At 36.9% G+C, this 25,834-nt stretch carries 20 protein-coding genes; 7 read left to right on the top strand and 13 right to left on the bottom strand.

Features of this window, described 5'->3' with window-relative positions; translation table 11 throughout:
* The first annotated feature begins 77 nt into the window (after positions 1-77).
* Positions 78-827 (top strand): DUF3108 domain-containing protein, encoded by a 750-nt coding sequence (locus tag QNI22_RS27695; RefSeq protein WP_314515835.1) that lies wholly within the window; start codon positions 78-80, stop codon positions 825-827.
* A 79-nt stretch (positions 828-906) separates the two neighbouring features.
* Here the strand turns inward: QNI22_RS27695 and QNI22_RS27690 are convergent, their stop codons facing one another.
* The 7 genes from QNI22_RS27690 to QNI22_RS27660 all read right to left on the bottom strand — a co-directional run bounded on the left by QNI22_RS27690 (position 907) and on the right by QNI22_RS27660 (position 8,926).
* Positions 907-2,832: a transglutaminase family protein gene (locus tag QNI22_RS27690; RefSeq protein WP_314515833.1), complete on the bottom strand. Its 1,926-nt coding sequence runs from the start codon at positions 2,830-2,832 to the stop codon at positions 907-909.
* 129 nt (positions 2,833-2,961) lie between these two features.
* On the bottom strand, positions 2,962-5,181 hold the full coding sequence (locus QNI22_RS27685; RefSeq protein WP_314515832.1) for a T9SS type B sorting domain-containing protein: 2,220 nt from the start codon (positions 5,179-5,181) through the stop codon (positions 2,962-2,964).
* A gap of 326 nt (positions 5,182-5,507) precedes the next feature.
* Positions 5,508-6,140, bottom strand: coding sequence for a C40 family peptidase (locus QNI22_RS27680; protein WP_314515830.1), 633 nt, complete (start codon positions 6,138-6,140; stop codon positions 5,508-5,510).
* A 114-nt stretch (positions 6,141-6,254) separates the two neighbouring features.
* Positions 6,255-6,827, bottom strand: a complete 573-nt coding sequence (gene nadD / locus QNI22_RS27675; protein ID WP_314515828.1) for a nicotinate (nicotinamide) nucleotide adenylyltransferase — start codon at positions 6,825-6,827, stop codon at positions 6,255-6,257.
* 44 nt (positions 6,828-6,871) lie between these two features.
* Entirely contained in the window at positions 6,872-7,486 is a 615-nt protein-coding gene (gene gmk / locus QNI22_RS27670) for a guanylate kinase (protein WP_314515826.1), read from the bottom strand.
* A gap of 110 nt (positions 7,487-7,596) precedes the next feature.
* On the bottom strand, positions 7,597-7,905 hold the full coding sequence (locus tag QNI22_RS27665; protein ID WP_313977397.1) for a hypothetical protein: 309 nt from the start codon (positions 7,903-7,905) through the stop codon (positions 7,597-7,599).
* 370 nt (positions 7,906-8,275) lie between these two features.
* A complete protein-coding gene (locus QNI22_RS27660; protein WP_314515825.1) occupies positions 8,276-8,926 on the bottom strand; it encodes a sigma-70 family RNA polymerase sigma factor in 651 nt (216 codons plus the stop codon).
* 462 nt (positions 8,927-9,388) lie between these two features.
* Here QNI22_RS27660 and QNI22_RS27655 point away from each other — a divergent pair, with 462 nt between their 5' ends.
* Together QNI22_RS27655 and QNI22_RS27650 are read left to right on the top strand one after the other, a co-directional pair.
* Positions 9,389-11,338 (top strand): S9 family peptidase, encoded by a 1,950-nt coding sequence (locus QNI22_RS27655; protein ID WP_314515823.1) that lies wholly within the window; start codon positions 9,389-9,391, stop codon positions 11,336-11,338.
* Between the two features lie 215 nt (positions 11,339-11,553).
* On the top strand, positions 11,554-13,755 hold the full coding sequence (locus tag QNI22_RS27650) for an OmpA family protein (RefSeq protein WP_314515822.1): 2,202 nt from the start codon (positions 11,554-11,556) through the stop codon (positions 13,753-13,755).
* A gap of 316 nt (positions 13,756-14,071) precedes the next feature.
* Here QNI22_RS27650 and QNI22_RS27645 read toward each other — a convergent pair whose 3' ends face one another.
* The 4 genes from QNI22_RS27645 to QNI22_RS27630 form a co-directional block, all read right to left on the bottom strand.
* Entirely contained in the window at positions 14,072-14,965 is an 894-nt protein-coding gene (locus QNI22_RS27645) for a cyclase family protein (RefSeq protein WP_314515820.1), read from the bottom strand.
* A gap of 44 nt (positions 14,966-15,009) precedes the next feature.
* Positions 15,010-15,525, bottom strand: coding sequence for a GNAT family N-acetyltransferase (locus QNI22_RS27640; RefSeq protein ID WP_314515819.1), 516 nt, complete (start codon positions 15,523-15,525; stop codon positions 15,010-15,012).
* A gap of 145 nt (positions 15,526-15,670) precedes the next feature.
* Positions 15,671-17,527: a WD40/YVTN/BNR-like repeat-containing protein gene (locus QNI22_RS27635; RefSeq protein WP_314515817.1), complete on the bottom strand. Its 1,857-nt coding sequence runs from the start codon at positions 17,525-17,527 to the stop codon at positions 15,671-15,673.
* A 460-nt stretch (positions 17,528-17,987) separates the two neighbouring features.
* The gene (locus tag QNI22_RS27630; RefSeq protein ID WP_314515816.1) at positions 17,988-19,436 is read right to left on the bottom strand and encodes an NADP-dependent isocitrate dehydrogenase; all 1,449 of its coding nucleotides are present in this window, start codon (positions 19,434-19,436) and stop codon (positions 17,988-17,990) included.
* A 236-nt stretch (positions 19,437-19,672) separates the two neighbouring features.
* On the opposite strand from QNI22_RS27630, the gene QNI22_RS27625 reads away from it, so the two are divergent.
* From QNI22_RS27625 to dut, 3 genes are read left to right on the top strand one after another with little or no spacing between them, the layout of a single operon-like run.
* The gene (locus tag QNI22_RS27625; RefSeq protein WP_314516264.1) at positions 19,673-20,458 is read left to right on the top strand and encodes an enoyl-CoA hydratase/isomerase family protein; all 786 of its coding nucleotides are present in this window, start codon (positions 19,673-19,675) and stop codon (positions 20,456-20,458) included.
* A gap of 47 nt (positions 20,459-20,505) precedes the next feature.
* Positions 20,506-22,017, top strand: coding sequence for an oligosaccharide flippase family protein (locus QNI22_RS27620; RefSeq protein WP_314515814.1), 1,512 nt, complete (start codon positions 20,506-20,508; stop codon positions 22,015-22,017).
* Positions 22,018-22,074: 57 nt separating this feature from the next.
* The gene (gene dut, locus QNI22_RS27615; RefSeq protein WP_314515811.1) at positions 22,075-22,518 is read left to right on the top strand and encodes a dUTP diphosphatase; all 444 of its coding nucleotides are present in this window, start codon (positions 22,075-22,077) and stop codon (positions 22,516-22,518) included.
* 48 nt (positions 22,519-22,566) lie between these two features.
* Here the strand turns inward: dut and mltG are convergent, their stop codons facing one another.
* A complete protein-coding gene (gene mltG / locus QNI22_RS27610; protein WP_314515809.1) occupies positions 22,567-23,613 on the bottom strand; it encodes an endolytic transglycosylase MltG in 1,047 nt (348 codons plus the stop codon).
* A gap of 237 nt (positions 23,614-23,850) precedes the next feature.
* Between mltG and QNI22_RS27605 the strand changes: the two genes are divergently transcribed.
* Positions 23,851-24,477, top strand: a complete 627-nt coding sequence (locus QNI22_RS27605; RefSeq protein ID WP_314515808.1) for an L-threonylcarbamoyladenylate synthase — start codon at positions 23,851-23,853, stop codon at positions 24,475-24,477.
* Between the two features lie 73 nt (positions 24,478-24,550).
* Here the strand turns inward: QNI22_RS27605 and QNI22_RS27600 are convergent, their stop codons facing one another.
* Positions 24,551-25,786 (bottom strand): ABC transporter permease, encoded by a 1,236-nt coding sequence (locus QNI22_RS27600; RefSeq protein ID WP_314515806.1) that lies wholly within the window; start codon positions 25,784-25,786, stop codon positions 24,551-24,553.
* Positions 25,787-25,834: the final 48 nt, after the last annotated feature.

The raw sequence follows: 25,834 nt of genomic DNA, 5'->3' as shown, positions 1-25,834 counted from the left end.
ATGGTTGAATAAAATTGTCAGGGAGGATGAGACCATGCATATTGCCTGTGTTTCACTCTTGCTAACCATTTATATCTATGCTACGCTTTTTTGCTACTACACTATGTATAGTATTATCCCATATGTATTCTGTTTGGGCTCAGACAGATACTATTAATGTGAAAAACAAAAAATTACTTATCCGCCAGCTTAAACCAACTAAAAGGCAATACATGGTTTATCTTAAAATTCCTCAAAAGAACAATCTGATTACCAATGTATCATTATGGACAAGAGAAGTCTCATTCCAGAAAGATATGGTAGTGATTAGTCAGCAATGGTCAGGACAGGATACATTGACAAACCGAAAACTTTGGTCTCTATGTAAGAAGGATAACTTTGAGCCTGTATATCATTACACCTACATGCCAAAGATGGGAGTAGCTGCATTTAACTTTGGAGAGAAACAAATTACAGGAGCAGATAGTGTATCTAGCAATACAAAAAAAGATTTCCAGGTAGGGTTAAAGCATCCTACCTTCAACTGGGAACTGGATCTGGAAACTTTCGAAATGTTACCTCTGGGCATGGGTAAAACCTTTATCATTGATTTTTACCACCCAGGTGGTTCTCAAATACCTGCTTATTATACATATAAAGTAACAGGTAGTGAAAAAATAGGAGTGAGTACAGGTAAAGAGATAGATTGCTGGATGTTACGCATTGACTACAACACTGATAGCTATGCTACCTTTTGGATCACAAAACAAAATCCGGAAGTATTGAAGATGGAGGAGTTTTACAAAGGTGTATATCGATACAAGGTAAAGCTGGTTACCAGTATATAATGATATCTTTGTATCTATAAATGTCACTATTTGAATAAAGTTAGCCAATAATTATTGGCTAACTTTATTCAAATTTATTTTATTTCTTCTTTAAAACAATCATTTCGCCAAACTTGCCGATGACATGGTCATAAAACTGTTGTAAATGTGTATAATAGTCTACCGGAATAAATACTGATTTAATTTGAAGCTGGGTAGAGAGTTGAAACTGTGAACCATTAACAGATGTCTGATACCTGAAAATACCTATATTATCAGGCAGAGACACCAAGGCCGATTTTGGCATCTCTTGTATCTCATAACCATCTGGTATGTGCAGATTTAGTACAAACTGAAAACTTTCCGGATAGTCTAATTCAATAGGTAAGTTTCGTTTTGACCCTTTGAAAGGATTTTCCTGAAAGTGATGCCACATCACAGGTTTAAAATACAAGGTTTGAGCAGACTCAGGATCATCTTCCGGAACAAGCTGATATTTATGTAGTAAATACTCGTCTGTCTGATCCTGGTTTTCTTTCTCAAATTTTATTAGTTTCTTATCATTAAATACAGTTCTCTGATTATTTAAAAATTTTTCTTCTCCCAAAGCTAGATATGTCCGCCGAACATCTACAGCCTTATATCCTTCATATCTGACAGAAAAATTGTAGACTGGTTTTTGTGGATTTTCCAGATTGATATCTGCATATACTGTCTCTTTTGCAGCAGGTGCCTGGTCTATTTTTATCCAGCGACTATCTTTTTTATCTAATATAAATGCAGACCAGTTCAAATCTTCTTTTGCAAGCAGTTGATAAGGACGTAAAGGATCACAAGCATCCAGTAATACATCTTTTCCACCCAGATTTATGTATGCAAGTGTATGGCTGAACTGTGATAATAATGCATAGGATTTTTGAATTTTTCCATGTGAACGAATGCTGGTAAGTGCAGGATTTGCTTTAAGGCCTGCTTCTTCCAGCAATAGAGTGAGGAATAAATTTATTTCAGCGCTATTTCCCTGCTTTGATTCCAAGAACCTGCTGAATATCTGTTCTGGCCATACACGATATTTTCCATTCCATGTGATGGTATTTCTAACATAATTATAGATTTTCTGAACCTTGACAGCGTCAGGATCTGCAGGTGTAATAATTTGGCTCAGTACGTCTTTAGCTCTTCCTCCTCTATTTAAAAAATTCTCATATTCTGTACTTGATAATACCTCTTCTGCCAATTTTTCCCAAGTTGTCATTACACTTTTATACTCTACGGCGCCAGTAGTAACTTTTTTGTATCCTGCCAGCTGAAATCTTACTTTTTCTGCATAATCATAATAATTGGCAACATATGGTTCTTCTACCAAGGCAGGTAAATTCTCTAACGCCCAGGTAGATACAGGTTTGTCACCCATCTTCTGATATTTGGTCATTAATCTTTCCCCCTGAAGCAGGACCCTATAGTCCATATCCTCTACCTGAATATTTACACTCATTTCACTATGAAGAGTTGGAATGTCTGTCTGAAAAACCCAACCTTCCAGAAAAGTATAGTTCTGAGAAATCATTTTTGAGCGGTATTCAATAACAGAACCTACCTCTACGGCAGGAAAAGTAAATCGTTTTTCCCGCCAGTTTGTAGAGGCATCCACATCAAAAATCTGATTTTTAGGCACTTCTGTAATGATAGTTTTTCCATTCTTATCTACATTAATAGTCTGAGCTTCTACTTTATCAATGTTTTCAATACGATCTTTTGCATAATATGGTAAAATAATATCCGCACGATTAAGTCCTTTTTTATCTAGAATCTTTATACGTCGATGACGTTCTATTGTAACATTGTTGTAATCGATCGTTATTTTGCCATAATCAGCCAGTACTACGGCAGAAGCAGTGCTATCATACGAACAAATTGAGAACTTTATTTCCTTATCTGATATCTTACCCCATTTGAGAGGATTTTGTGAACTGACAATAGAACAAATACAGAGGCATAAAGCAAGGAGTACTAATTTTTGTTTCATAAATGGGAATAGAAAGAGATAGTTTCTTGTACAGAATATACAAAAAAAAAGAATATCAAGAAATCTACCTTAAAAAGTATAAGATTTCATGACATTCTTTTTCCAAAAACTAATTAAGAGATAGTCTTTTCAGCGTAATAAAGAAACAGTTCCTTTGTAGTAGCTGTTTCGATATTTAACCATGTAGTAATAAACACCTGTAGGAAAACCAAAGCCAGTCCAGCTAAATTCACGGGTTGTACTTTCAAAAGCCAGTTTTCCCCAACGATTATAGACTTCTATTTTTACGAACTGGTCTTTACAGTTATCAGGTGGTAGATATTCATACAACTGGAACGTTTCATTATATGAATCTCCATTTGGGGTGAAAACATTAGGAACAGAGTCACGTGAAATTGTAAATTCGATGTCTTTTACATTCATTTCTACACTTATTGTATCTGCATTGTTAGGGGAGCATGTATTATCCTCAAGTAAAAAATCAACAATGAACTTTCCATCTGGTACTAATTGTAATGCATGGCAATCTGGTATCCATAAAAATGGCTCTTTAAGCGTTCCAATTCCGGTAGCTCCACTTCTAAACTGCATTCCTGCTTCCTCCAACGAAAATCCTCTTCCTACAGCTTTTACTACAATAGGATCATTATCAGGATCTGTTCCCAATACATCAAACTGTATACTATCTCCTACTTTTACACTTATAGTATTACCAGGCAGCGTTGTAGAGACTTCTGGTTTTTGATTAGGTAGGCGCTGAAACTGGAGACGCACACTTACTGTATCTTTTTTGCCGGTATTTGGACAACGTTTATCTGTTACAATAAAATCTACTATGTACTCTTTTCCTTCCTGTACTTTATCACAGGGAGGATTCCAGGTAAAAGGTAATGTAAGGCTTGCTTTACCTGTACCGTTGGAAAATGACATTCCTAAATCACTTAAACTAAATCCTCTCCCAATAGCTTCAAGATAGATATTGTCTTCATCGGAATCTATACCTGTTACATTGAATGTCAAATTCTCACCTTCCATTACCAATGCCATATTACCTGGTAAATTTGTTTTTACTTCGGGTCCCTGATTAGGCAGAGGTTCAATAATCAGTTTTACATGTAAGGTATCGGCTTCTGGTCTGGGACAGCCATCATCTTCTACAATTACATCAAATTCGTAAGGATTCTTAGCATCACTTGCTGCACATTCAGACCAGCAGAGTTTTGAGCGCAATGTATCCTGAGCATTTTGGATTGTTCCGCTGGCTGGTGAAATTGAAACCATATCTGGAGAAAAATTGATAGGATTAATTTTTACTTTCAGATTCGTTCCTCCATTAGCATCAGAAAGTAAAAGATCCAGGCAACGATCGTCTTGTGAAGCTTTTAAGATCATTATTTCTCCTTCTTTATAAAAAGAAGACTTTCCTTTCTCTTTTAACTGCGCAACAGGAGGGATAGTAGTAGGGCAATCTACAACAAGCAATTGAAAGTCCCGACGTACTTCTCCTATTTTCACATTATTCCGATATTCCTCACAAAGCACTGAAAATACATAAAGCCCCACCTTATTTGCAGTAAAGCTTAACACTCCTGTCTTCGGATCTACCCGTAAAGGTTTAGGGCCAGGTATTACATTATTTAAACTAACTCCTGCTATCCATTGTACAGTTGGGTATGGTGCAGAGGAAGCCAAGGGACTAGGATTTTGCTGAGTGCTATACCCTGTATAAGGAGTAACGAGTGAATAACGCAATTCATCACCATTAACATCTGTCGCTCCAAATTCAAATGTAAATGGCTTATTCACACAAGCATAATCCCCTTTAGGAATAGAAAATACAGGCGAACTGTTAATAAAAGGTTTCTGGTTTACACGTACTGGAGGAAACTCCAGATAAAAACTATTGCCTGCTGCTTCTGGATTACGAATATTTACAATCGTTCTATTTCGACAACATCTTTCCCATACAACATAATAGCCTGTTGTTTCTGTAAAAAAATCAGGACTTAGGATAATATCCTGTTCATAACGTATTAATCGTGTACTGAGATTATTCTGGCTACAACTGGGATTTGTATAGGGAATCAATATCCGTTGTGTCTTATACAAGGTAACAGTTGCGACTGCCTGATCTGTTCGCTTATTATAAATAACAGCATATACTACATCATCTTCTGCACCAGCGTCTCCGTTAATCACATCAAAATACAAATTCAGAGCGAGTCTATAAATATAACGTAAGCTGTCTACAGATTGCATTTCCAGCTCCCCGCCTACAATATGTGTAGCTTTTGAATAATGCACAGAGACCAGGATACATACTATTGTTAGTAGTAAATATTTCTTCATAGAGTAATGTTAATTCTTGTCCTGAGAAATAATATGGAATTGTGTTGATGCCTAGTTACAGGCTCTGATAAGAAGAGATTTTATCCTTAAAAATTTTATTATCTTTTCAGCTTAACACTTACTTTATTGCGAAGAGGAATCCGGTTATAAATGTAAGATTTTTTTTGAAAAGAATGTCTTCTTTTCGGTAAGATTATCAAATAAACAGATGAAGTAGAATAATTTACAGATTACATGGGATTAAAGTAAAAATGCAGAAGAGGGAAGGAGAAATCATCAATGTAATAAAATCTCAATAAGTCACTGTACTATAGATTATTACAAAATTAATAAGGACGTACAGCCTTTACAAAAATCCCCTGATAGTACTCTGATAAAAGATTATCTTCTACAACACCTCTGCTGGTAGAAGAATGAATAAATGTAATGTTATCTGACCCTTTAACAACAGTGACTAATCCAGCATGCGTAACTTTGGAACCACCCTTACGTTCTGAGAAAAAAACCATATCTCCGGGTGCTATTTCTCTAAGAGAAACTTTTTGTCCAAACTCAGCTTGTTCATTTGACGATCGGGGTATTTTTATTCCTATTGACTCAAAGGAATTACATAATAATCCGGAACAATCAATACCAGATCGACTGGTACCTCCATAACGATAAGGTGTACCAATATAAGATTGAGCAGTTTGAATCAGTTTTAACGTACTACCTGTTGCTTTTACAATTGTGGATGAAGAAGTACTGGTGCTGGATCGGGAAGCATTTTTCTTCTCATCAAAATCAAAATATTCTTCCTTCTTCCTGGTATGAGTGGTATTGGTATTTGATCGGTTTGTACCACGTTTTTTTTCATAAGTTACCACAGTTAGTTTTTTGCCACAGGAAGTCAGAGCGACGACAATCGAAAAGCACAGAATTATAGTGGAAGGCAAACTTTTGGGTAATAAATATATCATAGCAGATCAGAATGTATATATCTATAACCCAATTTTCGGAAAAATATTGTATTTAACCAAGAGATTCCAGCAAAAAAACCTAATCAGTACAAAATAAACAGTTAAACTACTCTGTTAGAGATAGAATTTCTTTCGTACAATGTAGTCTTCAATCCGGTCAGGAACCAGATATTTTATTGATTTATTGTCTCGGATGCATTCTCTGATAAATGTTGCAGAAATATCCATCAAAGGTGCGTTTACTACTTGCACATTTGGATGTTGAACAAGTTCATTCACTTCAGATCCTGGACGTGGATATACATACAAACCATAGTATTCCAGAATCTTATCATAGTTCTTCCAGTTTTTAAACTGTTCCAGATTATCTCCTCCTATTATCAGACGAAAAGCATGTTGGGGATATTTCTCTTGGATATAAGTCAGTGTATCAATAGTATAACTAGGACGTGGCAGCTTAAATTCAATATCTGTTACCCGAAAACGTGGATTGTCATCTATTGCCATCTGCACCATATCATATCGATCAAATTCGTGAAGAAGGCTTTTACTCTTTTTGAAGGGGTTTTGAGGAGATACAACAAACCATACTTGCTCCAAATCGGCATGATAGGCCATTGCATTGGCAATGATTAGATGTCCCACGTGTATAGGGTTAAATGACCCAAAGAACAAACCTACTTTCATTCTTATACTATCAAATATTGGTCACTGCTTTCAATCTATTCAACCTATTTGCTAAGGAAATCATCAATAAGTTTTTCAGCCTGAACTAATGTTTCACTCAGGTCTGCATTAAGCAGTGTTACATCAAACGAATCTTCATAAGAGAGTTCATAGGCCGCTTTGGCCACACGTTGTTGGATCTTTTCTTCTGTCTCAGTTCCTCTTTTACGCAACCGATGCTCCAGCAATTCAAGTGAAGGAACTTTTACAAAAATAGATAAGGCCTTATCACCAAAATAATTCTTCAGATTTACTCCTCCTTTTACATCCACATCAAACAGAACATGTCTTTCATTGCTCCATAAACGATCTACTTCTGATTTCAGCGTTCCATAGTACATACCCGCATATACTTGTTCCCATTCAACAAATTCCTGATTATCAATTTTACTTCGAAATTCTTCCGGAGTCATAAAATAGTAATCTATCCCGTCTTGTTCATGTGGCCTTTTAGCTCGTGTACAAGCGGAAATTGAAAATCCAAGATTTGAATATTTACTAAGTAAATGCTGAACAATGGTTGTCTTACCAGATCCTGATGGTGCTGAAAAGATGATAGTTCGGCCCTGAAAATGAATATGGGTACTGATAGCGGTAATAATTTGATTAATATGCCGCAAAAATAAAACAGTTTACTATTCCTTGTATATAGATGCATGTATTTATTGGCTTTACTATATAAAAACGCCAATAAATAGGCTCTTACAGAAAACAGTAAACTGTTCAGTACTTATTTCACTTCGCTTGTTTTATTCAGGATTTGGGTGCGGATACTTTGGATAAGGTCTTCAGGAACCGGTTTTTGCTGGATTTTATCGCAGAGAATCTGACGAATAGTTACCTCCAGATTATGGTTTTCAATGCAGGGGAGGCAATGATTGATGTTGGCTTTGAAGTGTGCTATTTGTTCTGTGGTTGCTTCTCCGTCCAGAATGAGCCGTATGGCTTGCATACACTCATGGTGATGTTCACACTGTTTTCGATACTCGACACCCTCTTCTTTCTGAATGAGTAACGGCAACTTCTTAGGCGTAGACATAATAATTAATTTTAATAGCTTTTAATTTGATTCTGAAATAACATTTAAATAGATAAGTCTGATTTCACAGACCTCACCTGAAACAATATGATTATCTTTTAAAATCCACAAAATTTACGCAAAATATCGCGTTTATAAAGAATAACAAAATTTATTTCCGCCCTAGTAAAACATTTTTTTTAACAAAGGCTAAATAAAAAGTTCTACTTTTTATTTAATTTTTGCACAAAAAATCCCTCTATCCCTTCTAAGAGATATGTTACTTGTTTTAAGAAATGCTGTAGTATTTTTTCTGCTTACATTAAGACATAATCGGATGATAAACTTCCATGCCTCGTTCTTATTTATTGTTGGATAAAATTACAGAGCATTAATCTCCATATCCCATACTTTTAGCGTATTCTTTCAATTTATCTTTCAACAAATTTCTGGCACGGTGTAAGCGAGACCGAACAGTTCCGATAGGGATGTTCAGAATTTTTGCCATTTCCTCATACGTAAAACCCTCGATATCAGCCAGGATAATAACGGTTCTGAAATCTACTGCTAATGTATTTAAAGCATTAGCAACTTCATCTCCAATCATCTCCTGAAGGGTTTCTACTCGGAGGTCTGTTGTAATATTATCTGCCTCCGCATCCTCAGAATTATAGAACGTTTCTATTTCCTGATAATCAACTTTTGCCGGCTCTTTACTTTTTTTCCGGTAATCGTTGATGAAACTGTTCTTCAAAATTCTGAACAACCATGCTTTGGCGTTAGTTCCCTTTTGAAAAGAATTAATAAAACGAAATGCCTTCAGATAAGTATCTTGTACTAAATCATTTGCATCATCTTCATCCATAGCAAGACGAAATGCAAAATTATACATCGAGTGGATGTGTGGCATAAACTCCTGCTCGAAGATAGTGTATTTTTCTGCTTCTGTGTAGTTTTGTATAGGATGTTCAGAACCTGGAACGAGCGCAGATAGGCTTTCGTCATCAGATTCGGTATGGTTATGCACTACGTCGTCAATCATATCAGGATAAGGATAAATGGCAAAATTACGAGAATATTCCTATAAACGTTTTTGCCGGTTTAAAATCGTAAAACAGATTAAAACTAATCCAGAGGGGAAAAGACAAATCAAAGAAAAACATTATTTCCTGTTCTGAAAATAGTTTTTGATAAATGGTATACTGAACCTTCGCAGTAGTAAACTGCCTCATACTTTAATAGGAATAGCTTTAGATAAGTAAGCATTTTAAAGTGACTATTCCATCAGGCTAAAGATAATCGCTTTTATACTATACAGATCTTGCAGGAGGCTATCTTTTGTTATAATCCACTAATTACAGCCCTGTAAAATTACATTTGAATATATTCTATCTCAAGATAATTTTTATTATTACTATATCTGCACATACCAGCAGAAACCTCAAAAATTAGCACACACGAAAGTGGCACAAAAATAATACCTTACAAGTTAAAACTGACACAGATGAAACACTTAAACCTCTTATTTATTTTCTTTCTATTTAGTACTGGGTTTACCTATGCTCAAAAACGGGAATCTGGTAACTTGTTACTGGAGAATATTCCTATGCCTGTACAGGAAATACAGGAAAGGTTAGAGCAGTACCAAAATGTCCGGGCTGCCAGTTTGGCAGATTGGGATGCCATAGGAAAGAGCATACTGATTTCTACTCGCTTTGGTGATGCCAACCAAATACATAAGGTATCATTTCCGGGTGGAGATAGACAACAAATTACATTTGAGAAAGAACCTGTGTCGAATGCATCTGTTTGTCCAGACCCATCCAATCAAGGTTTTATTTTTTTACGGGATGTTGGCGGAAATGAAAACTATCAACTTTACTACTTTGATCTCGCCTCAAGCCAAAAACGCCTTCTAACTGATGGAAAATCACGACATGGTAATCTAACATGGAATCATAAAGGGGATAAGTATCTGTATACAAGCAATCATCGTAATGCTGGAGATCTGGATATTTATGAAGCCCAGCTAAATGACCCTTCCAAAAACAGAATGATCTTTCAAGGCAAAGGAGGCGGCTGGCAAATCAGTGACTGGTCTGCTGATGAACAACAACTATTGGTACAGGAATACATCTCTATCAACGAATCCAGGTTGTACCTGTTAAACACTACAGGTACAATGGAAGAATTTAATCCTTCAAAAAAGCAGATTGCTTATAGTAATGCACAATTTTCTAAAGATAGAAAAGGATTTTTCTTTTTATCTGACGAAGACAATGAATTTATGCAGTTGCGTTTTTATGATTTTTCCACAAAGAAAATCACCAACCTTACTCAAAAGATTAACTGGGATGTAGATAATTTAGAATTGAGCAAAAGCGGTAAATGGATTGCATTCACTACAAATGAAGGAGGATATTCAAAACTATATATTCTTGATACACAAAATAATCAATATCAATTTATAGAAAGTATTCCTAATGGAGTTATTGGTAGTATGCGATTCAATCCTGATAATGAACGACTCGCATTAACTATCAATTCTGCAACCATTCCAAGTGACGTATTTGTAGTAAACATACGATCTGGTAAACTGGATCGCTGGACGTTTAGCGAAACAGGAGGGTTAAAAGTGTCTGATTTTACCGAACCGACACTAATCGAATATCCTACCTTTGATAAAGTGAATGGTAAGTCACGTATGATTCCTGCTTTTCTATTCACTCCTAAAAATATATCTGGAAAAGCTCCGATTGTAATATCCATACATGGTGGTCCGGAAAGTCAGTCATTACCCACTTTCAATTCTCTTATTCAGTTTTGGGTTAATGAAATGAAGATTGCCGTATTGGTACCCAATGTACGGGGTTCTTCTGGTTATGGAAAAACATATCTCAAACTGGATAATGGAATCTTGCGTGAAAACTCTGTGAAGGACATTGGGTCGCTTCTGGACTGGGTTGAAAAACAACCCAATCTGGATGCTCAGCGGGTTTCTGTGTATGGAGGATCTTATGGCGGATATATGTCACTGGCATGTATGACACACTTTAATGCACGACTACGTTGTGGCATAGACCTCTTTGGAATCAGTAACTTTGTCACCTTTCTGAAAAATACAAGTCCTTATCGTCAGGACTTACGAAGAGCAGAATATGGAGATGAAAGAGACCCCAAAATGAACCTTCATCTTGAGCAAATATCACCTCTTACAAATATCAAAAATATAACAAAACCCATGCTGATATTCCAGGGAAAAAATGATCCAAGAGTGCCTATTTCTGAGTCGGAGCAGATGGTAAATGCACTCAAAAATAACAGTAATTCAGTATGGTATATAATGGCCAAAGACGAAGGTCATGGCATTACCAAGAAAGCAAATCGCGATCAGGTAAATGTAGCAATTGCTCAGTTTTTGGAAAAATTCTTAATCGAAGAACTACCTAAGTAAAAATATAGCATCTATTTCAGGACCCTGAAGTCAATAGATTATGCGTAAAAAATGGATTTTTGGGCATAATCTATTGTACTTCAGGGCTATTTATTTGGTAATATGACAAAACACTCAGTTTTAATTCATTTGTAAGAATTACTATAGTTCTGATAATGAATATCAAACAAGTTTTCGTGTGTTTTGCCAGATTAATTATAAATACAGATCGCTGTATGAAACACTGTATACTATTTATTTTCCTTTTCATCTCTTATTGTGCTAATGCTCAGAGCACTCTCTGGTTTTATGACGATTTTGTGGACAATCATTCCAACTGGCCCATTAGTGAATCAGCAGAGAACCGATATGCACTAACTAATGGAGCATATACCATAGAGGTTAAGAATAGTAATCCTTATTGGACCTGCAAACAAATCTCTATGAATGCCGATAAAGATTTCTCCTACGAAGTATTAGCCCGCAAGGCAGAAGGAGATGAAATAGCGGATTTTGGAATAGCCGTATTGGGAAAGAATGGAACTGTTTATCAGTTTCGTATTAACTCTGAAAAACAGCAAAGCTGGGTAGGTGCATTCAAAAAGACATGGAAATCTATTATAAATAATACCAGCAAGGAGTTTTCTTCAAATGATTACAGAACTAGTACTTCTATCAAAAAAGATACAGCACTTAATAAACTTACCCTTCGCAGACAAGGAGATGAAATTATTTTTCTGGTCAATGATACAGAAGTATTTCGGGGAGGATATTCTAAAAATTTTGAACGGTTCAACGGCAATTTTGGATTTGTGGTAGCCAACAAAATGAAGATGGAAGTAGAACAAGTGGTCTTTAAACAAGATAATGCGACCAATATACTTCCAGATATGCCTCCTTATCTAAAAAAGGAAAGTATGGGGGCAGGCATTAATACAACATATGACGAGGTTATCCCACGCATAGCTCCTGATGGGAAAACAATTTATTATAGTATAAAAAATCATCCAGAAAACACAGGTGGAACCTCAGATTCAGATGATGCCTGGTATTCGCAAATGGATGAAAATGGTAACTGGGGCCCTCGCAAAAAACTGCCTGCTCCACCCAATGATATTGGATCAACTTATGTAGTTAGTGCACTTCCAGATAACAATACATTGGTTATGAACTGTAAGTACTATGATGATATGACGGTTATTCCAGAATGGGGACTATCTATTATTCAAAAAACCGATACAGGTTGGATGTTACGCGAAAATATTGATATCCCTGACTTAAGTAGCAAATCAAAAATCCTTGAAATGGCCATGTCTGCAGATCAGAAAGTAATTATGATTACATTAAAGAAGAAGGATAGTTATGGAGAACGAGATATTTATGTGAGTTTAAAAGGGGCAAATGGAAAATGGGGTAGTCCTTTTAATATTGGTAATGTGGTCAATACAAAAAAAGATGAATCATCCCCTTTTTTGGCAGCAGATGGAGTTAGCTTGTACTTTGCATCTGAAGGTCATCCGGGATTTGGTTCAGCAGATATATTTGTTTCCCGACGACTGGATGATACATGGAAAAACTGGTCTACTCCTCAAAACCTTGGTCTGGGAGTAAATACACCTGGCTGGGACGGCTATTACAATATTCCTGCATCTGGAGCATATGCTTATTTGACTAGCGACCAGAATAGCCTTGGCTTATTAGATATAATCAAATTGAACTTGCCAGAAGTAGCTAAACCGAAACCTGTTGTTATTGTATATGGTTATGTTCTGGATAGTCAAACTCATAAACCTGTACAGGCAGACATTGTTTATCGTAATCAGAAAACAAACAAAGAACTAGGTATAGCCACTTCTAACCCTGTAGATGGATCATACAAAATTGCACTTCCTGCAGGTATTGCCTATACTTTTATGGCGCGTAAACGAGATTTTAATGCTGTAACAGAAACTATAGATTTAAAAGAAGTAGATAAATACGAGGAAATAAAACGAGATTTATATCTGACATCTACGAAAAAAACAGAACCCAAAGAACAGCCTGTTAGCCAGCCAGATACCAAACAAACTAATCCTTCTCAGCCAACTGAAGCCGAAGAAACTGTTAGTCTGAATGATCTGCTCTTTGACACAAATAAATTTGCATTAAGAAAGGAATCAATTACTGAGCTTGATCAATTAGTGAAAATGCTGAAAGAAAATCCTAAAATGGCGATTAAGATCCAGGGACATACAGACAATGTTGGTAATGATATGTATAACATAACTCTTTCCCAAAATCGAGCAAAAGCGGTTGTCAAGTACCTAACCAGCAAAGGAATAAGCTCTACCAGACTTAGTTCTCAGGGATACGGCGAAAGCAACCCTGTAGCAGATAATACAACAAAAGAAGGCCGTCAGCAAAACCGTCGCGTAGAATTTGTAATTATCAAAAAATAAAAATAACTGTAAAACTAAAAACGCCTGTGATCTCATTTGATCACAGGCGTTTTTTTGTGTCTTTCCCTATACATTTTGATATGTCTTGTATATATATTAATTAACCTGCGTTGAATTCTGATCAAAAAATGTTTTGCCGTGAGTTATGCGCAAACATAAAAATGAACAGAGTTCTGGTCAAAATAAAGTTTGCGGTGAATTATTCGCAAAAATGAAAGTGATCGGAGTTCCGGTCAGCAAGCATTTTAACCAGCATAGTAAATAATTCCTTAGAAAACTGTCACTGCTGTGAAAAAAGCGTAAAGCAAAACTTACTCTATTTTGTATAAATCTTTGCCATAGCTCGTACAGGAAAAGTTCCTACTCCTTTAAACTTGGGAGGGATTGCACTAAATGAAAATCCATCGTCTGGCAATAAAGAGAGGTTACAGAGATGTTCTACAATTAAAATTTCGGCACCTAATAAGATAGTATGTACTGGACGGTTTTTACCTCGTGTATCATCAATATTGTGCGAATCAATACCAACAAGCTTTACCTCACAATCACGAAGATATTCAGCAGCATCACTTGTTAGTGAGGGGTGATTTTCATAATAGGTTTCTGTATTCCAGTGAGAATCCCATCCTGTATGGATCAATACGGCACGATTCCGAACCTCATATCCTTTCAGATGCTTTGCGGTAATATTTAGTGTATCTGTGTAGGGAATGCGAATTACAATGGAATCCAGATCTGTGAATGCAGCTAATTCTATTTCTGAGAGATCTTTCCCATATTCATACCGATGAAACGGACAATCCAGATAAGTACCAGTATTGGTTACCATTTCTATTTTACCAATCTGAAATTGTGTCCCTTCTTCATAAAACTGCTTTGAATTTTCACGACTCAGATAATCACATATTATTGGTGCAGGAAGTCCTTTATAGGTAATTAGCCCATTTTCTATAGTATGGCTTAAATCTATCAGTAATTCCTTTGTTGTGTTTTCTGAATGGATTTTCCGTTTGTGTCTTTCCTCAATATAATATTTATTTAAAATAGTGACCTTTCCAACCATCAACAAACGAAGATCAGCAACAATATAATCAGATAGTTCCTTATCTGATATCTCATCCTTTTCAATATCCAGGCGAAAGTCCTGTCCCTGTATGCCTCCACCATTGGTAAACTCAATATCGAAGTCAAAAACAACTCTTCTATCCATGGGTAATTTTGCTGTGATTTTGATTGTAAAAAATATGAACCGCTCTAATTTAGGAGTTGACACCCAAATAACAACAACTCTTCATTAGAATAGGGAAAAACAATATCTTTTTCATAAATGAAGCCAAGCCGTTGAAGCAATGAAACAGATCGCTGGTTTTCCCGCATCACAATAGCAACAATGCGTTTAAGTCGTAATTCGTTGTGGCTATACTCCAACACAGCAGAAGCCGCTTCAAATGCATATCCTTTTCCTTCATATACAGGTAGTAAGGCAAACCCAATATCAGGATCATCCAAAACGTCTCTATTTAACAAGCCACACATACCGATAGGAGTATCTTCTCCCTTTAAAAAAATCAATAATAATCCAAACCCAAATCGGCTGTAACTATCCATAGGGCCTGTACGGATATAATTTCGGGCATCTTCCAGTGTATTTACACCTCTATCCCCAATAAATTGTAGCCAGGAAGGAGTATTCAAAAGTTCAAGGACAAAGGAGTCATCTTCAAGCTCTAGCTGGCGTAATATCAGACGAGGAGTTTCGATAATAATCATGCTGGCCATCTAATAAAGTCAAATATATACAATAATAATGTTCCAGATTGAAATAAAATGTCTTCAGGAAAATTCACTAAAGAAAAGGCTATCATATATGATAGCCTTTTAAGGATTTTATAATTTAAGCTTACTACACAATTATTTAATTAGCAGTAAATTTCATTAAAAGTCCGGAATTGCCAACAGCGAAACCAGTAGTTGAATTCAAGAAAAATGAACTATACAATGCATGTGTAGAATCCATAACTTGCCAGCTTGCCCCTTTGTCTGTTGATTTCAGAATCGTATTTAGACCTACAGCATATGCATTACATGCATCTACAATGCTTACTGAATTTAGAAAAGCACTTGAACCGGATGTCTGGCTTATCCAGGTAGAACCTCCATCTGTTGTTTTAAGCACTGTTCCTCCAGATCCAATAATTAAACCAGTAGTAGCATCAAAAAACATAACAGAACGAAAATCTGAACTAACAGGAACACTTACTGTTGACCATGTGCTACCACCATTTGTAGTTTTACGAACAGTTCCTGCATCTCCAACTGCAAAGCCGGTATTGGCATCTATGAAATATACACTTGCCAGATAATTACTTGTTCCACTGCTCAAAGCTGTCCAGTTAGAACCTGCATCTGTTGTTTTGATGATAGCACCTCCTGTTCCAACTACATAGCCAACTGTAGAAGTAGGAAAATCTATCCATCTGAAATCCGACGAAACAGGAGAAGTTACTAAGTTCCAAGTAGTTCCCCCATCTGTTGTCTTGCGTATTGTACTTCCAGCCCCAATCAGAATACCTGTATTGGCATCCACAAACTGCATATTATAGAAAGACTGACTTCCTAAGATAGAAGAATTCCATGTACTTCCACCATTAGTGGTGCTCAGCAATGTGCCACTTGTGCCAAAAGCAAACCCTTTGGAAGCACTTACAAAATAGCTCCCTCTCAAGTTTTGTGTAGAGATCATTTGTGTTGACCAAGTGCCATTATAGATACAGCAATTTGATGTAGCAGTAAACTTCATTAAAAGTCCGGAATTGCCAACAGCGAAACCAGTAGTTGAATTCAAGAAAAATGAACTATACAATGCATGTGTAGAATCCATAACTTGCCAGCTTGCCCCTTTGTCTGTTGATTTCAGAATCGTATTTAGACCTACAGCATATGCATTACATGCATCTACAATGCTTACTGAATTTAGAAAAGCACTTGAACCGGATGTCTGGCTTATCCAGGTAGAACCTCCATCTGTTGTTTTAAGCACTGTTCCTCCAGATCCAATAATTAAACCAGTAGTAGCATCAAAAAACATAACAGAACGAAAATCTGAACTAACAGGAACACTTACTGTTGACCATGTGCTACCACCATTTGTAGTTTTACGAACAGTTCCTGCATCTCCAACTGCAAAGCCGGTATTGGCATCTATGAAATATACACTTGCCAGATAATTACTTGTTCCACTGCTCAAAGCTGTCCAGTTAGAACCTGCATCTGTTGTTTTGATGATAGCACCTCCTGTTCCAACTACATAGCCAACTGTAGAAGTAGGAAAATCTATCCATCTGAAATCCGACGAAACAGGAGAAGTTACTAAGTTCCAAGTAGTTCCCCCATCTGTTGTCTTGCGTATTGTACTTCCAGCCCCAATCAGAATACCTGTATTGGCATCCACAAACTGCATATTATAGAAAGACTGACTTCCTAAGATAGAAGAATTCCATGTACTTCCACCATTAGTGGTGCTCAGCAATGTGCCACTTGTGCCAAAAGCAAACCCTTTGGAAGCACTTACAAAATAGCTCCCTCTCAAGTTTTGTGTAGAGATCGTTTGTGTTGACCAAGTGCCGTTAGTTAAGCAGCAGGTTGATGTAGGTGAGATTACTCTTGCTGAAGATGAAGCATGTCCAACAAATGAACCCATAAACTCTTCTTTCTTACAAGCGATAAGAGCAATAACTAAAAGAATGCTGAATAATATTAGTCTCTGTTTCATAAAGCTGGAATAATTGGATTAAGTTTTTCAAATAGTTATAGTGACTTAATAATAAATGACTGCCTCTAAATAGACCATATCAAACTTTAGATATGCGCACATATTTATGAGTTACTAATAGAATAATATTTCCCATTTTCAACTAGTATCATAGAAGATTCCTAACATAGTTAAATATTGTTTTTATTAATAAATTAATAACACAAATATATAAAATTTATTTCAATTATATATCAATAGCCAAAATGAATGTATAATTATTTTACAAATAAAAACTATAATTACTAATTTTACTATAACTGCTAGACATGTACCTCAATCATTTCACACAACTCTTAAAATCAAAATAAACACACCATAAATCAGTTACTATAACACATTTTTTAATATGGAACAAAAAAAATGCGTACAGGATCGCAAAATCACTGTACGCATAAAAAATTATATTTATTATCGGATTTTATTCTCCTTGTTCCAAAGAATAACCTCTTACACCATCAAATGTATATAGATGCTCTGTTTTAATAAAATCAAGTCCCGCCTCTCCAACTTTCTGTAGTAATTCAACAATATCTGTATGTTTTATAATTGGATCAGAGACGGCTGTATATCGACAACGCCAGTGATCTGAACAGAAGGTTTCAGGCATTCCATCGGGATATACTTTCACACCACGATTCGAAATCATTTTTAGTTTCAGTGCAGGAGTTTTTATCTCTTCCATAATCTTACTTAGGTCATTAGCTGTTCCTTGAGTCCAGTCTAGAAATACATCCACACCCACCAGTTCCTTTTTCTTCCTTGTTTGTAAACTCAATGGGGTAGGTTGTACATCTTTTGGCGCAGTCTGATAGCTTACGGCTTTGAAATGATGTGGTAATTGACCAAGTCTCTCAATAACGGCATCCGCAAAACCTTCAGTGCCTACCCGCTTTTTAGATACACCTTCTTTATAGATATCACCTGTGTGAACTCCAGACTCAATGGTACATAACCACGCGTTATGTATTTTAGCTGCAACATCTGCCTGTCCGATATGCACCAACATGGATATAGCTCCGTTTAGCAACCCAGAAGGATTAGCGATACCTTTTCCGGAAATATCAGGTGCTGAACCATGGATAGCTTCAAACATAGCACACTGATCACCAATATTGGCAGAACCACCCATTCCTACAGACCCTGCAATCTGTGCTGCAATATCTGAAATAATATCTCCATACAGATTCAATGTAACAATCACCCCAAAGCGCTCTGGCTCATCTGCCAGTAAGGCGGAGCCAATATCAATAATCCAGTGTTCTTTCTCAATATCAGGGTACTGCTGCCCTACTTCATCAAAGACTTTACGAAACAATCCGTCTGTCATTTTCATGATATTATCTTTGGTAAAGCAAGTCACTTTCTTGCGACCATAAGCTCGAGCATATTCAAACGCATAGCGAATGATTTTCTCACTACCCGGCCGACTAATGATCTTTAAACATTGTACTACCTGGTCAGTCTGCTGATGTTCGATGCCTGCATACAAGTCCTCTTCATTTTCACGAACTATCACCAGATCCATACGAGGGTGCAATGTATCTACAAACGGATGATAAGCCTGTACTGGACGTACGTTGGCATACAATCCCAATGACTTACGGGTAGTCACATTTAAACTCTTATAACCTCCTCCCTGTGGAGTACTGATTGGAGCTTTAAGAAACACTTTTGTACGGCGCAAACTTTCCCATGAAGACTCTTCTATACCCGCTGTTACACCTTTCAGATATACTTTTTCACCGATTTCGATTACTTCAGGAGCAATCTGTGCTCCCGCAGCATCCAGTATACGCAAAACAGCCCGCATAATTTCCGGACCGATGCCATCACCATATGCAACCGTAATTGGGGTTTTATTGGCCATAACTTAGTTTGTTTAGAAAATAAAATAATAGAAATTTAGTGGACCAGAATAACAGAAAAGAAGGGTTGAAACTACTTTCAGAATCCCTTTGTTATTTATTCCAATTTTAACTGATCCAAATTACTGATTCCTTTTTGGGAAAAGCAATGGATTTTTTATTCCTTTGAAGTGATTTCTGGTTAAAAACAACCATTAACAAAACGTATCTGTCAACTATGACACAGGATTTTGCCTTTATGAAAAAACTCCAGAATCTGGACATTCGCCAGAAAGAAAATATTCTGATAATAACAATAAATCGCCCCGAAAAAAGAAACGCACTTGATCTTGCAACCTTAAAAGAAATAAAACAGGTAATGCAGGATGTGTATGCGAATCCCACAGTTCGAGGTATTATTATAACTGGAGCAGGAGACAAAGCATTTATAGCAGGAGCAGACATTTCTGAGTTCATGGAAATGAATGAAGTAAATAGCAGAAAGTTTGCCGAAAACGGCCAGGAAATATTTGCACTACTTGAAAACAGCCCTAAGCCTGTTATTGCAGCAGTAAACGGATTTGCTCTTGGCGGAGGGTGTGAACTGGCAATGGCCTGCCATTTACGAATTGCTATCGAAACAGCAAAATTTGGGCAGCCAGAAGTAAATTTGGGCATCATTCCAGGATATGGAGGCACACAACGTATGACTCAACTGGTGGGTAAATCCAAAGCAATGGAATGGATGATGACAGGAGATATGATCTTAGCACAGGAAGCACATCAATATGGCCTGGTAAACCATTTAGTTGCCACACAGGAAGAATTACTCCCAAAAGCAGAAGAACTGCTAACCAAAATATTATCCAAAGCACCTGTAGCCATTGAAATGGTAATTGAATGTGTAAATGCCGTTTTCAATAAGGATGAGAATGGTTACCAGACAGAAGCCAACGCCTTTAGCATCTGTTGTAAGACAGAAGATTTTAAAGAAGGAACCAGAGCCTTTCTGGAAAAACGCCCTGCTAACTTCCAGGGACGGTAAGCAAGAGGCGTTGTTGTATTAGCTAGGATTATAAATTACGATACGAATTGTCAGTTTTAAAAAGACTTGCCGGAGAAACCGCATTATATGGACTGCCCAGCATTGTTGGGCGGTCTATTTATTTTCTGCTGGTCAGTTTACACACCGTTGCATTTACTGCAGAAGAATCAGGTATTCAAATCAAATTGTTTACCTATGTCGCATTTCTTCAGATTGTATACACGTTTGGAATGGAAACTTCGTTTTTCCGTTTTGCCTCACGTGATAATTTTAAATCCTATTACAATCTCATCTTCAGTGCAGTTATCTCTGTCTCAGTTTTTTTTAGCCTTGTTTTTATTCTGTTTGCAGGATCTATTGCTAACTTAATAGGTTATCCGGGACAAGAACAATACATTGTCATCATGGCTATTGTGGTAGCTTTGGATGGAATCGTTTCTATCCCATTTGCCCGACTTAGGCTGGAACGAAGACCTCGTAGGTTTGCATTTGTCCGTATGGTCAACATTCTTCTGAATGTTTTTTTGAATGTCTTTTTCCTATGGTTTTGTCGTAATATTTATGAAGAAAACTTTTTGGTCTTTCTAAAGCCTGCCATCAGCTATATCTATTTTCCCTCTTTCAAGATAGGTTATGTATTTTTGTCAAATCTGATTGCCAATGTGGCATTTATTCCCCTTTTGTGGGATTTATTCCGCGATTTCAAATTTAAGTTTAACTGGAAGTCTTTTGAACCTGTATGGCTCTATGGGTATCCTATTTTGATTATGGGACTAGCAGGTACAGCCAATCAGTTATTTGATCGCCTTACATTTGATTCTTTTCTACCAAAAGGTTTTTATCCTGGTCGCAGTTCTCAGGCTGCATTAGGTATTTATGGTTCCTGCTACAAGTTATCTATTCTAATGAATGTGGTAGTACAGGCATTTCGTTATTCAGCCGAACCTTTCTTCTTTAGCCAAAGTGCAGACAAGAATGCTCCCGGAACTTTTGCATTAGTAATGAAATGGTTTATTATCGCCTGTAGCGTATTGTGGGTTGGTATCAGTGTAAACCTTGATTGGATCAGCCCCTTGTTTTTACGTCGTCCTGAATATCGTGAAGGTCTGGCAGTAGTTCCCTTTCTCCTACTGGGTAACTTATTATTAGGAGTATACTATAATCTTAGTGTATGGTTTAAATTAACCGATAAAACATATTATGGTACTTGGCTTACATTTATGGGGGCAGGAGTAAATATTATTCTGAATATTGTATTGATCCCTTATATTGGGTATATGGGTTGCGCTCTAGCATTTTTGTTGTCTTGTGCAGCGATGACCGTAGCGTCTTATCTGTTAGGCGATAAATATTTTCCTGTACCCTATTCTATTTTCTCAGCTATTGCTTATTTAACTGGTGCTGCTTTACTTATCCTTGTGGTTCCTCTGATAACATTCTCTTCAGAGTGGCTGGCAGCATTATTTCATCTGCTTGTTACCTTCACATTCCTAGCAGCTGTAATTTATTTTGAAAAGATTCCACTTAGACGCATCACTTCTCTAGCAAACAAAAAATAACGTTCGAGAGCCTTAAAGTTGAATTCGTTATTATTCATTTACAACTCAAACATATTCATGCAAACCGTTTCTGTTAAAGTCATTAATCAATCTACCAACGATCTACCCAGTTATCAGACAGAACATTCTGCTGGAATGGATATACGGGCTAATCTTACAGAAGCTATTACTTTACCACCTGGTCAGCGTAAACTGGTTCCAACAGGATTATTTATTGAACTACCAGAGGGTTATGAAGCACAGATCCGCCCCCGTAGTGGTTTGGCGCTCAAACATGGTATTACTGTATTAAATAGCCCAGGCACTATTGATGCCGATTACCGTGGCGAAATTATGGTTCTGCTGATTAACTTATCCGATGTAGTCTTTGTAGTAGAGCATGGAGAGCGTATTGCTCAGATGATTGTATCACCTTATCAGCAAGTACGGTGGGAAGCAACAGATAATCTTAGTGAAACCCAGAGGGGTACTGGAGGATATGGCAGTACAGGTAAAAAATAAAAAGATGGCGGTTGAAAATTCAACTGCCATCTTTTTATGTGAAATTTATTATTTCATAATCTTCCGCTTATCTAATGCTGCCTGATATAACCTAGCGTTTGCCAAATGGTCTTTATAAGTGACAGCAAAGTTGTGATGGCCTGAAAAATCTTCTTTAGCACAGAAATACAAGTAGTTATTTTTCTCGTAATTCAACACCGCATCTATAGAAGGAATAGATGGCAAATTAATAGGACCGGGTGGAAGTCCAGGATACTTATATGTATTGTACGGAGATTCTACATCTTTGTGTACATTCAGAATCCGTTTAATACCAAAATCTTTCAAAGCAAACTTCAATGTTGGATCTGCCTGTAGCCGACGATTAGTCTCTTCTGCTGTCAATCGGTTGATATACGTACCAGCCATACGTTGTTTCTCATCATTCTTATTAGTCTCCGCCTCAATAATAGAAGCCAGAACTGTTACCTGCACAGGACTAAAACCTATAGCCTTTGCTTTTGCTTTTCGTTCGTCTGTCCAGAACTTCTTATATTCTTTATGTAAACGTTCCAGCACTTCTTCAGCAGAGGTATTCCAGTAAAACTGATAGGTATTGGGCAAAAACATGGTCGTAATAGAGACTGTATCAAACCCCCATTTACCTACAAATTCAGGATCACTAATCAACGCTGCAAATGCTACAGAGTCTGCCTCCAGATTTTTACAGATCTTACCCGGCAATTCCTCTTTTAGACGAATGTTGTTAAACGTAACTTTTACAGGGTCTTGTAAGCCTGCTCGTAACATACGGATTGCAGCCAGATTACCCATATTCTTTCTGATACGATAACGACCAGCCTTTACTCTTTCCTGGTATTTGAGCAGTTTAGCCAGAAAGCTAAAGGAAAGCTCATCCTGAATAATCTTCCTCTGTTTCAGAGAATCCATTACTGTCTGATACACAGCCCCTGAAGGTATATATAAAAAGGTATCTTCTTTGTCTACTTGTAAATTAGCAGTTTGCGTAACCTGATATGCATAGAATGCAACAGTGATAAATATACACGCTATTGCGAGAAAAAGACCTATCTTCCAGTTTTTTGGTTGTGCCATAGCGGCAAGATTTTGTGGTTTTATAATAATAAATATGACTTCTAAATTATAGAGCAACTCAGAATCAACAACAAAAGTATGGTTTTTCGTTCAGGCTCCAAAAACAGTTTGTATGGTTTTTGTCTGTACACATATAATAGGTTAATTTTGAATAGTTCGGCTCTATAGCTGAAAACAATCCTATAATTTACAGTTTAACTTATCAGTAACTGTAAACAAGATTATATATACGTAATTATGTCAGCACAATTCATAAAGATCCATCCAGAAAATCCTGAATTACGAAAGATTCTACAGGTAGTAGAATGTCTGCGTGATGGAGGACTTGTCATATACCCAACAGATACTGTATATGGGTTGGGATGTGATATTCATAATCAGCGTGCAGTTGAGAAAATATGCCATATCAAAGGCATTAAACCTCAAAAGATAAATCTTTCATTTATCTGTAATGACCTTAGTCACATCGCTGAATATGCGAATGTAGACACTCCTGTATTCAAACTTATGAAAAAGGCACTGCCGGGTCCTTTTACTTTTATTTTACGCGCCAGTAATGATGTTCCCCGAATTTTCCACTCTAATAAAAAAACAGTTGGCATCCGTGTACCAGATCACAATATACCACGTATGATTGTAAAAGAACTGGGACATCCAATTATTACAACCTCTGTGAAAGATGATGATGAAATTATAGAGTATTCTACTGATCCTGAACTTATATTTGAAAAATACGAGCATCTTGTAGATATCGTAATTGATGGAGGGTATGGCAATAATGTGGCTTCAACTGTAGTAGACTGTACAAGGGATGAGATAGAAGTAATTAGAGAAGGGCTCGGAGATATTGATCAGTTCTTATAGCTTTTACTCCGATACTATAAAAAGAGCGTTCTGAATACGTATTCAGAACACTCTTTTTATAAAAATATAGTTTTTATTCGTAACGTAAAGACTCAATAGGATCAAGCTTGGAAGCTCTATATGCTGGATAATATCCAGCGATCAAACCTACAGTAACACAAACGATCAGACCTAGTATCATCCAGAACCAGGGAACCACAAAATTATTAGCCCCTAACAAACTAGACATTCCATTACCAACCAAAATACCCAGAAGCACACCTGCGATCCCTCCCAGCTGACAAATCACAATAGCTTCAATTAAAAACTGTTGTCTAATACGTAAAGGAGTTGCTCCTAATGCTTTACGTATTCCGATCTCACGTGTACGTTCCGTCACAGAAACCATCATAATATTCATTAGGCAAATAGCAGCACCAAGCAATGTAACAAATCCTATCACTCCCCCTCCTATTTTTAATGCACCTGTTATACCATCCAGTTCTTCTCTCAATGATCCGCTACTTTCGATCTCAAATGATTCAGGTTGTCCGGGACGGTCATGTCGGATAGCCCGCATTAGTCCTGTTGCCTCTCCTATTGCCTCATCCAGATCTTCTACTTTAGGCACTGAAACAGTGATATCATAGGTAAGATCAAAACTAGTAGGTACTTTACGCGCAGTCTCCAGAGGTACCAGTATGGTACGGTCTGCTCCTCCCCCTCCAAACATACCGCCAGCCTTTTCCAAAACTCCAATCACTTTAAAACGTAGTCCCTTTACAACAACTTCTTTTCCAAGAGGATCTACTTTATCAAATAAAGTAGATTGTACTTCACTGCCTATTATTGCAACCAAACCTGCGTATTTCATCTCTGGATTCGAAAATTCACGGCCAGAAGACAACTTATATCCTTTAATAGCTATATATTGGTTATTACCTCCCATCAAACGGGAATTGGGATTAGTTTTTTTGGAAAGGTATTTGGCTTCTACATTCCCTGACACCATTGTATTCACCGTGACAGTTGGGGAAAAAGTATATTCTTCCATAAACTTCTTGGCTTCCCGATACTCCAATGGCGGATATATTTTTTCATTTCTGCCTGCATTTTGTCTTCTCCACCATCTTGTCCCTTCCAGTGTAAAAGAATTTGCCCCAAGCGACGAAAAACTACTATCTACCTGTGCTCTTATTCCTTCAATAGCAGTTAAGATCCCAACCAGGGCGGTAATGCCGATAGTGATGATTAAAGCTGTCAGAATCGTCCTCAGTAAATTTCCCTGAATAGAACGCAGTCCCTCTTTAATATTCTCAGTCAGATTCATTTTCTTAGGTTTTACGTTTAGTATATACCAGTTGATATAAATAATAGT

Origin of the sequence: Xanthocytophaga agilis, from assembly GCF_030068605.1 — a bacterium.
Classification (GTDB): Bacteria; Bacteroidota; Bacteroidia; order Cytophagales; family 172606-1; genus Xanthocytophaga; species Xanthocytophaga agilis.
Note: the sequence above shows the minus strand (reverse complement) of the source record. Positions and strands in the feature narration are given on the sequence as shown.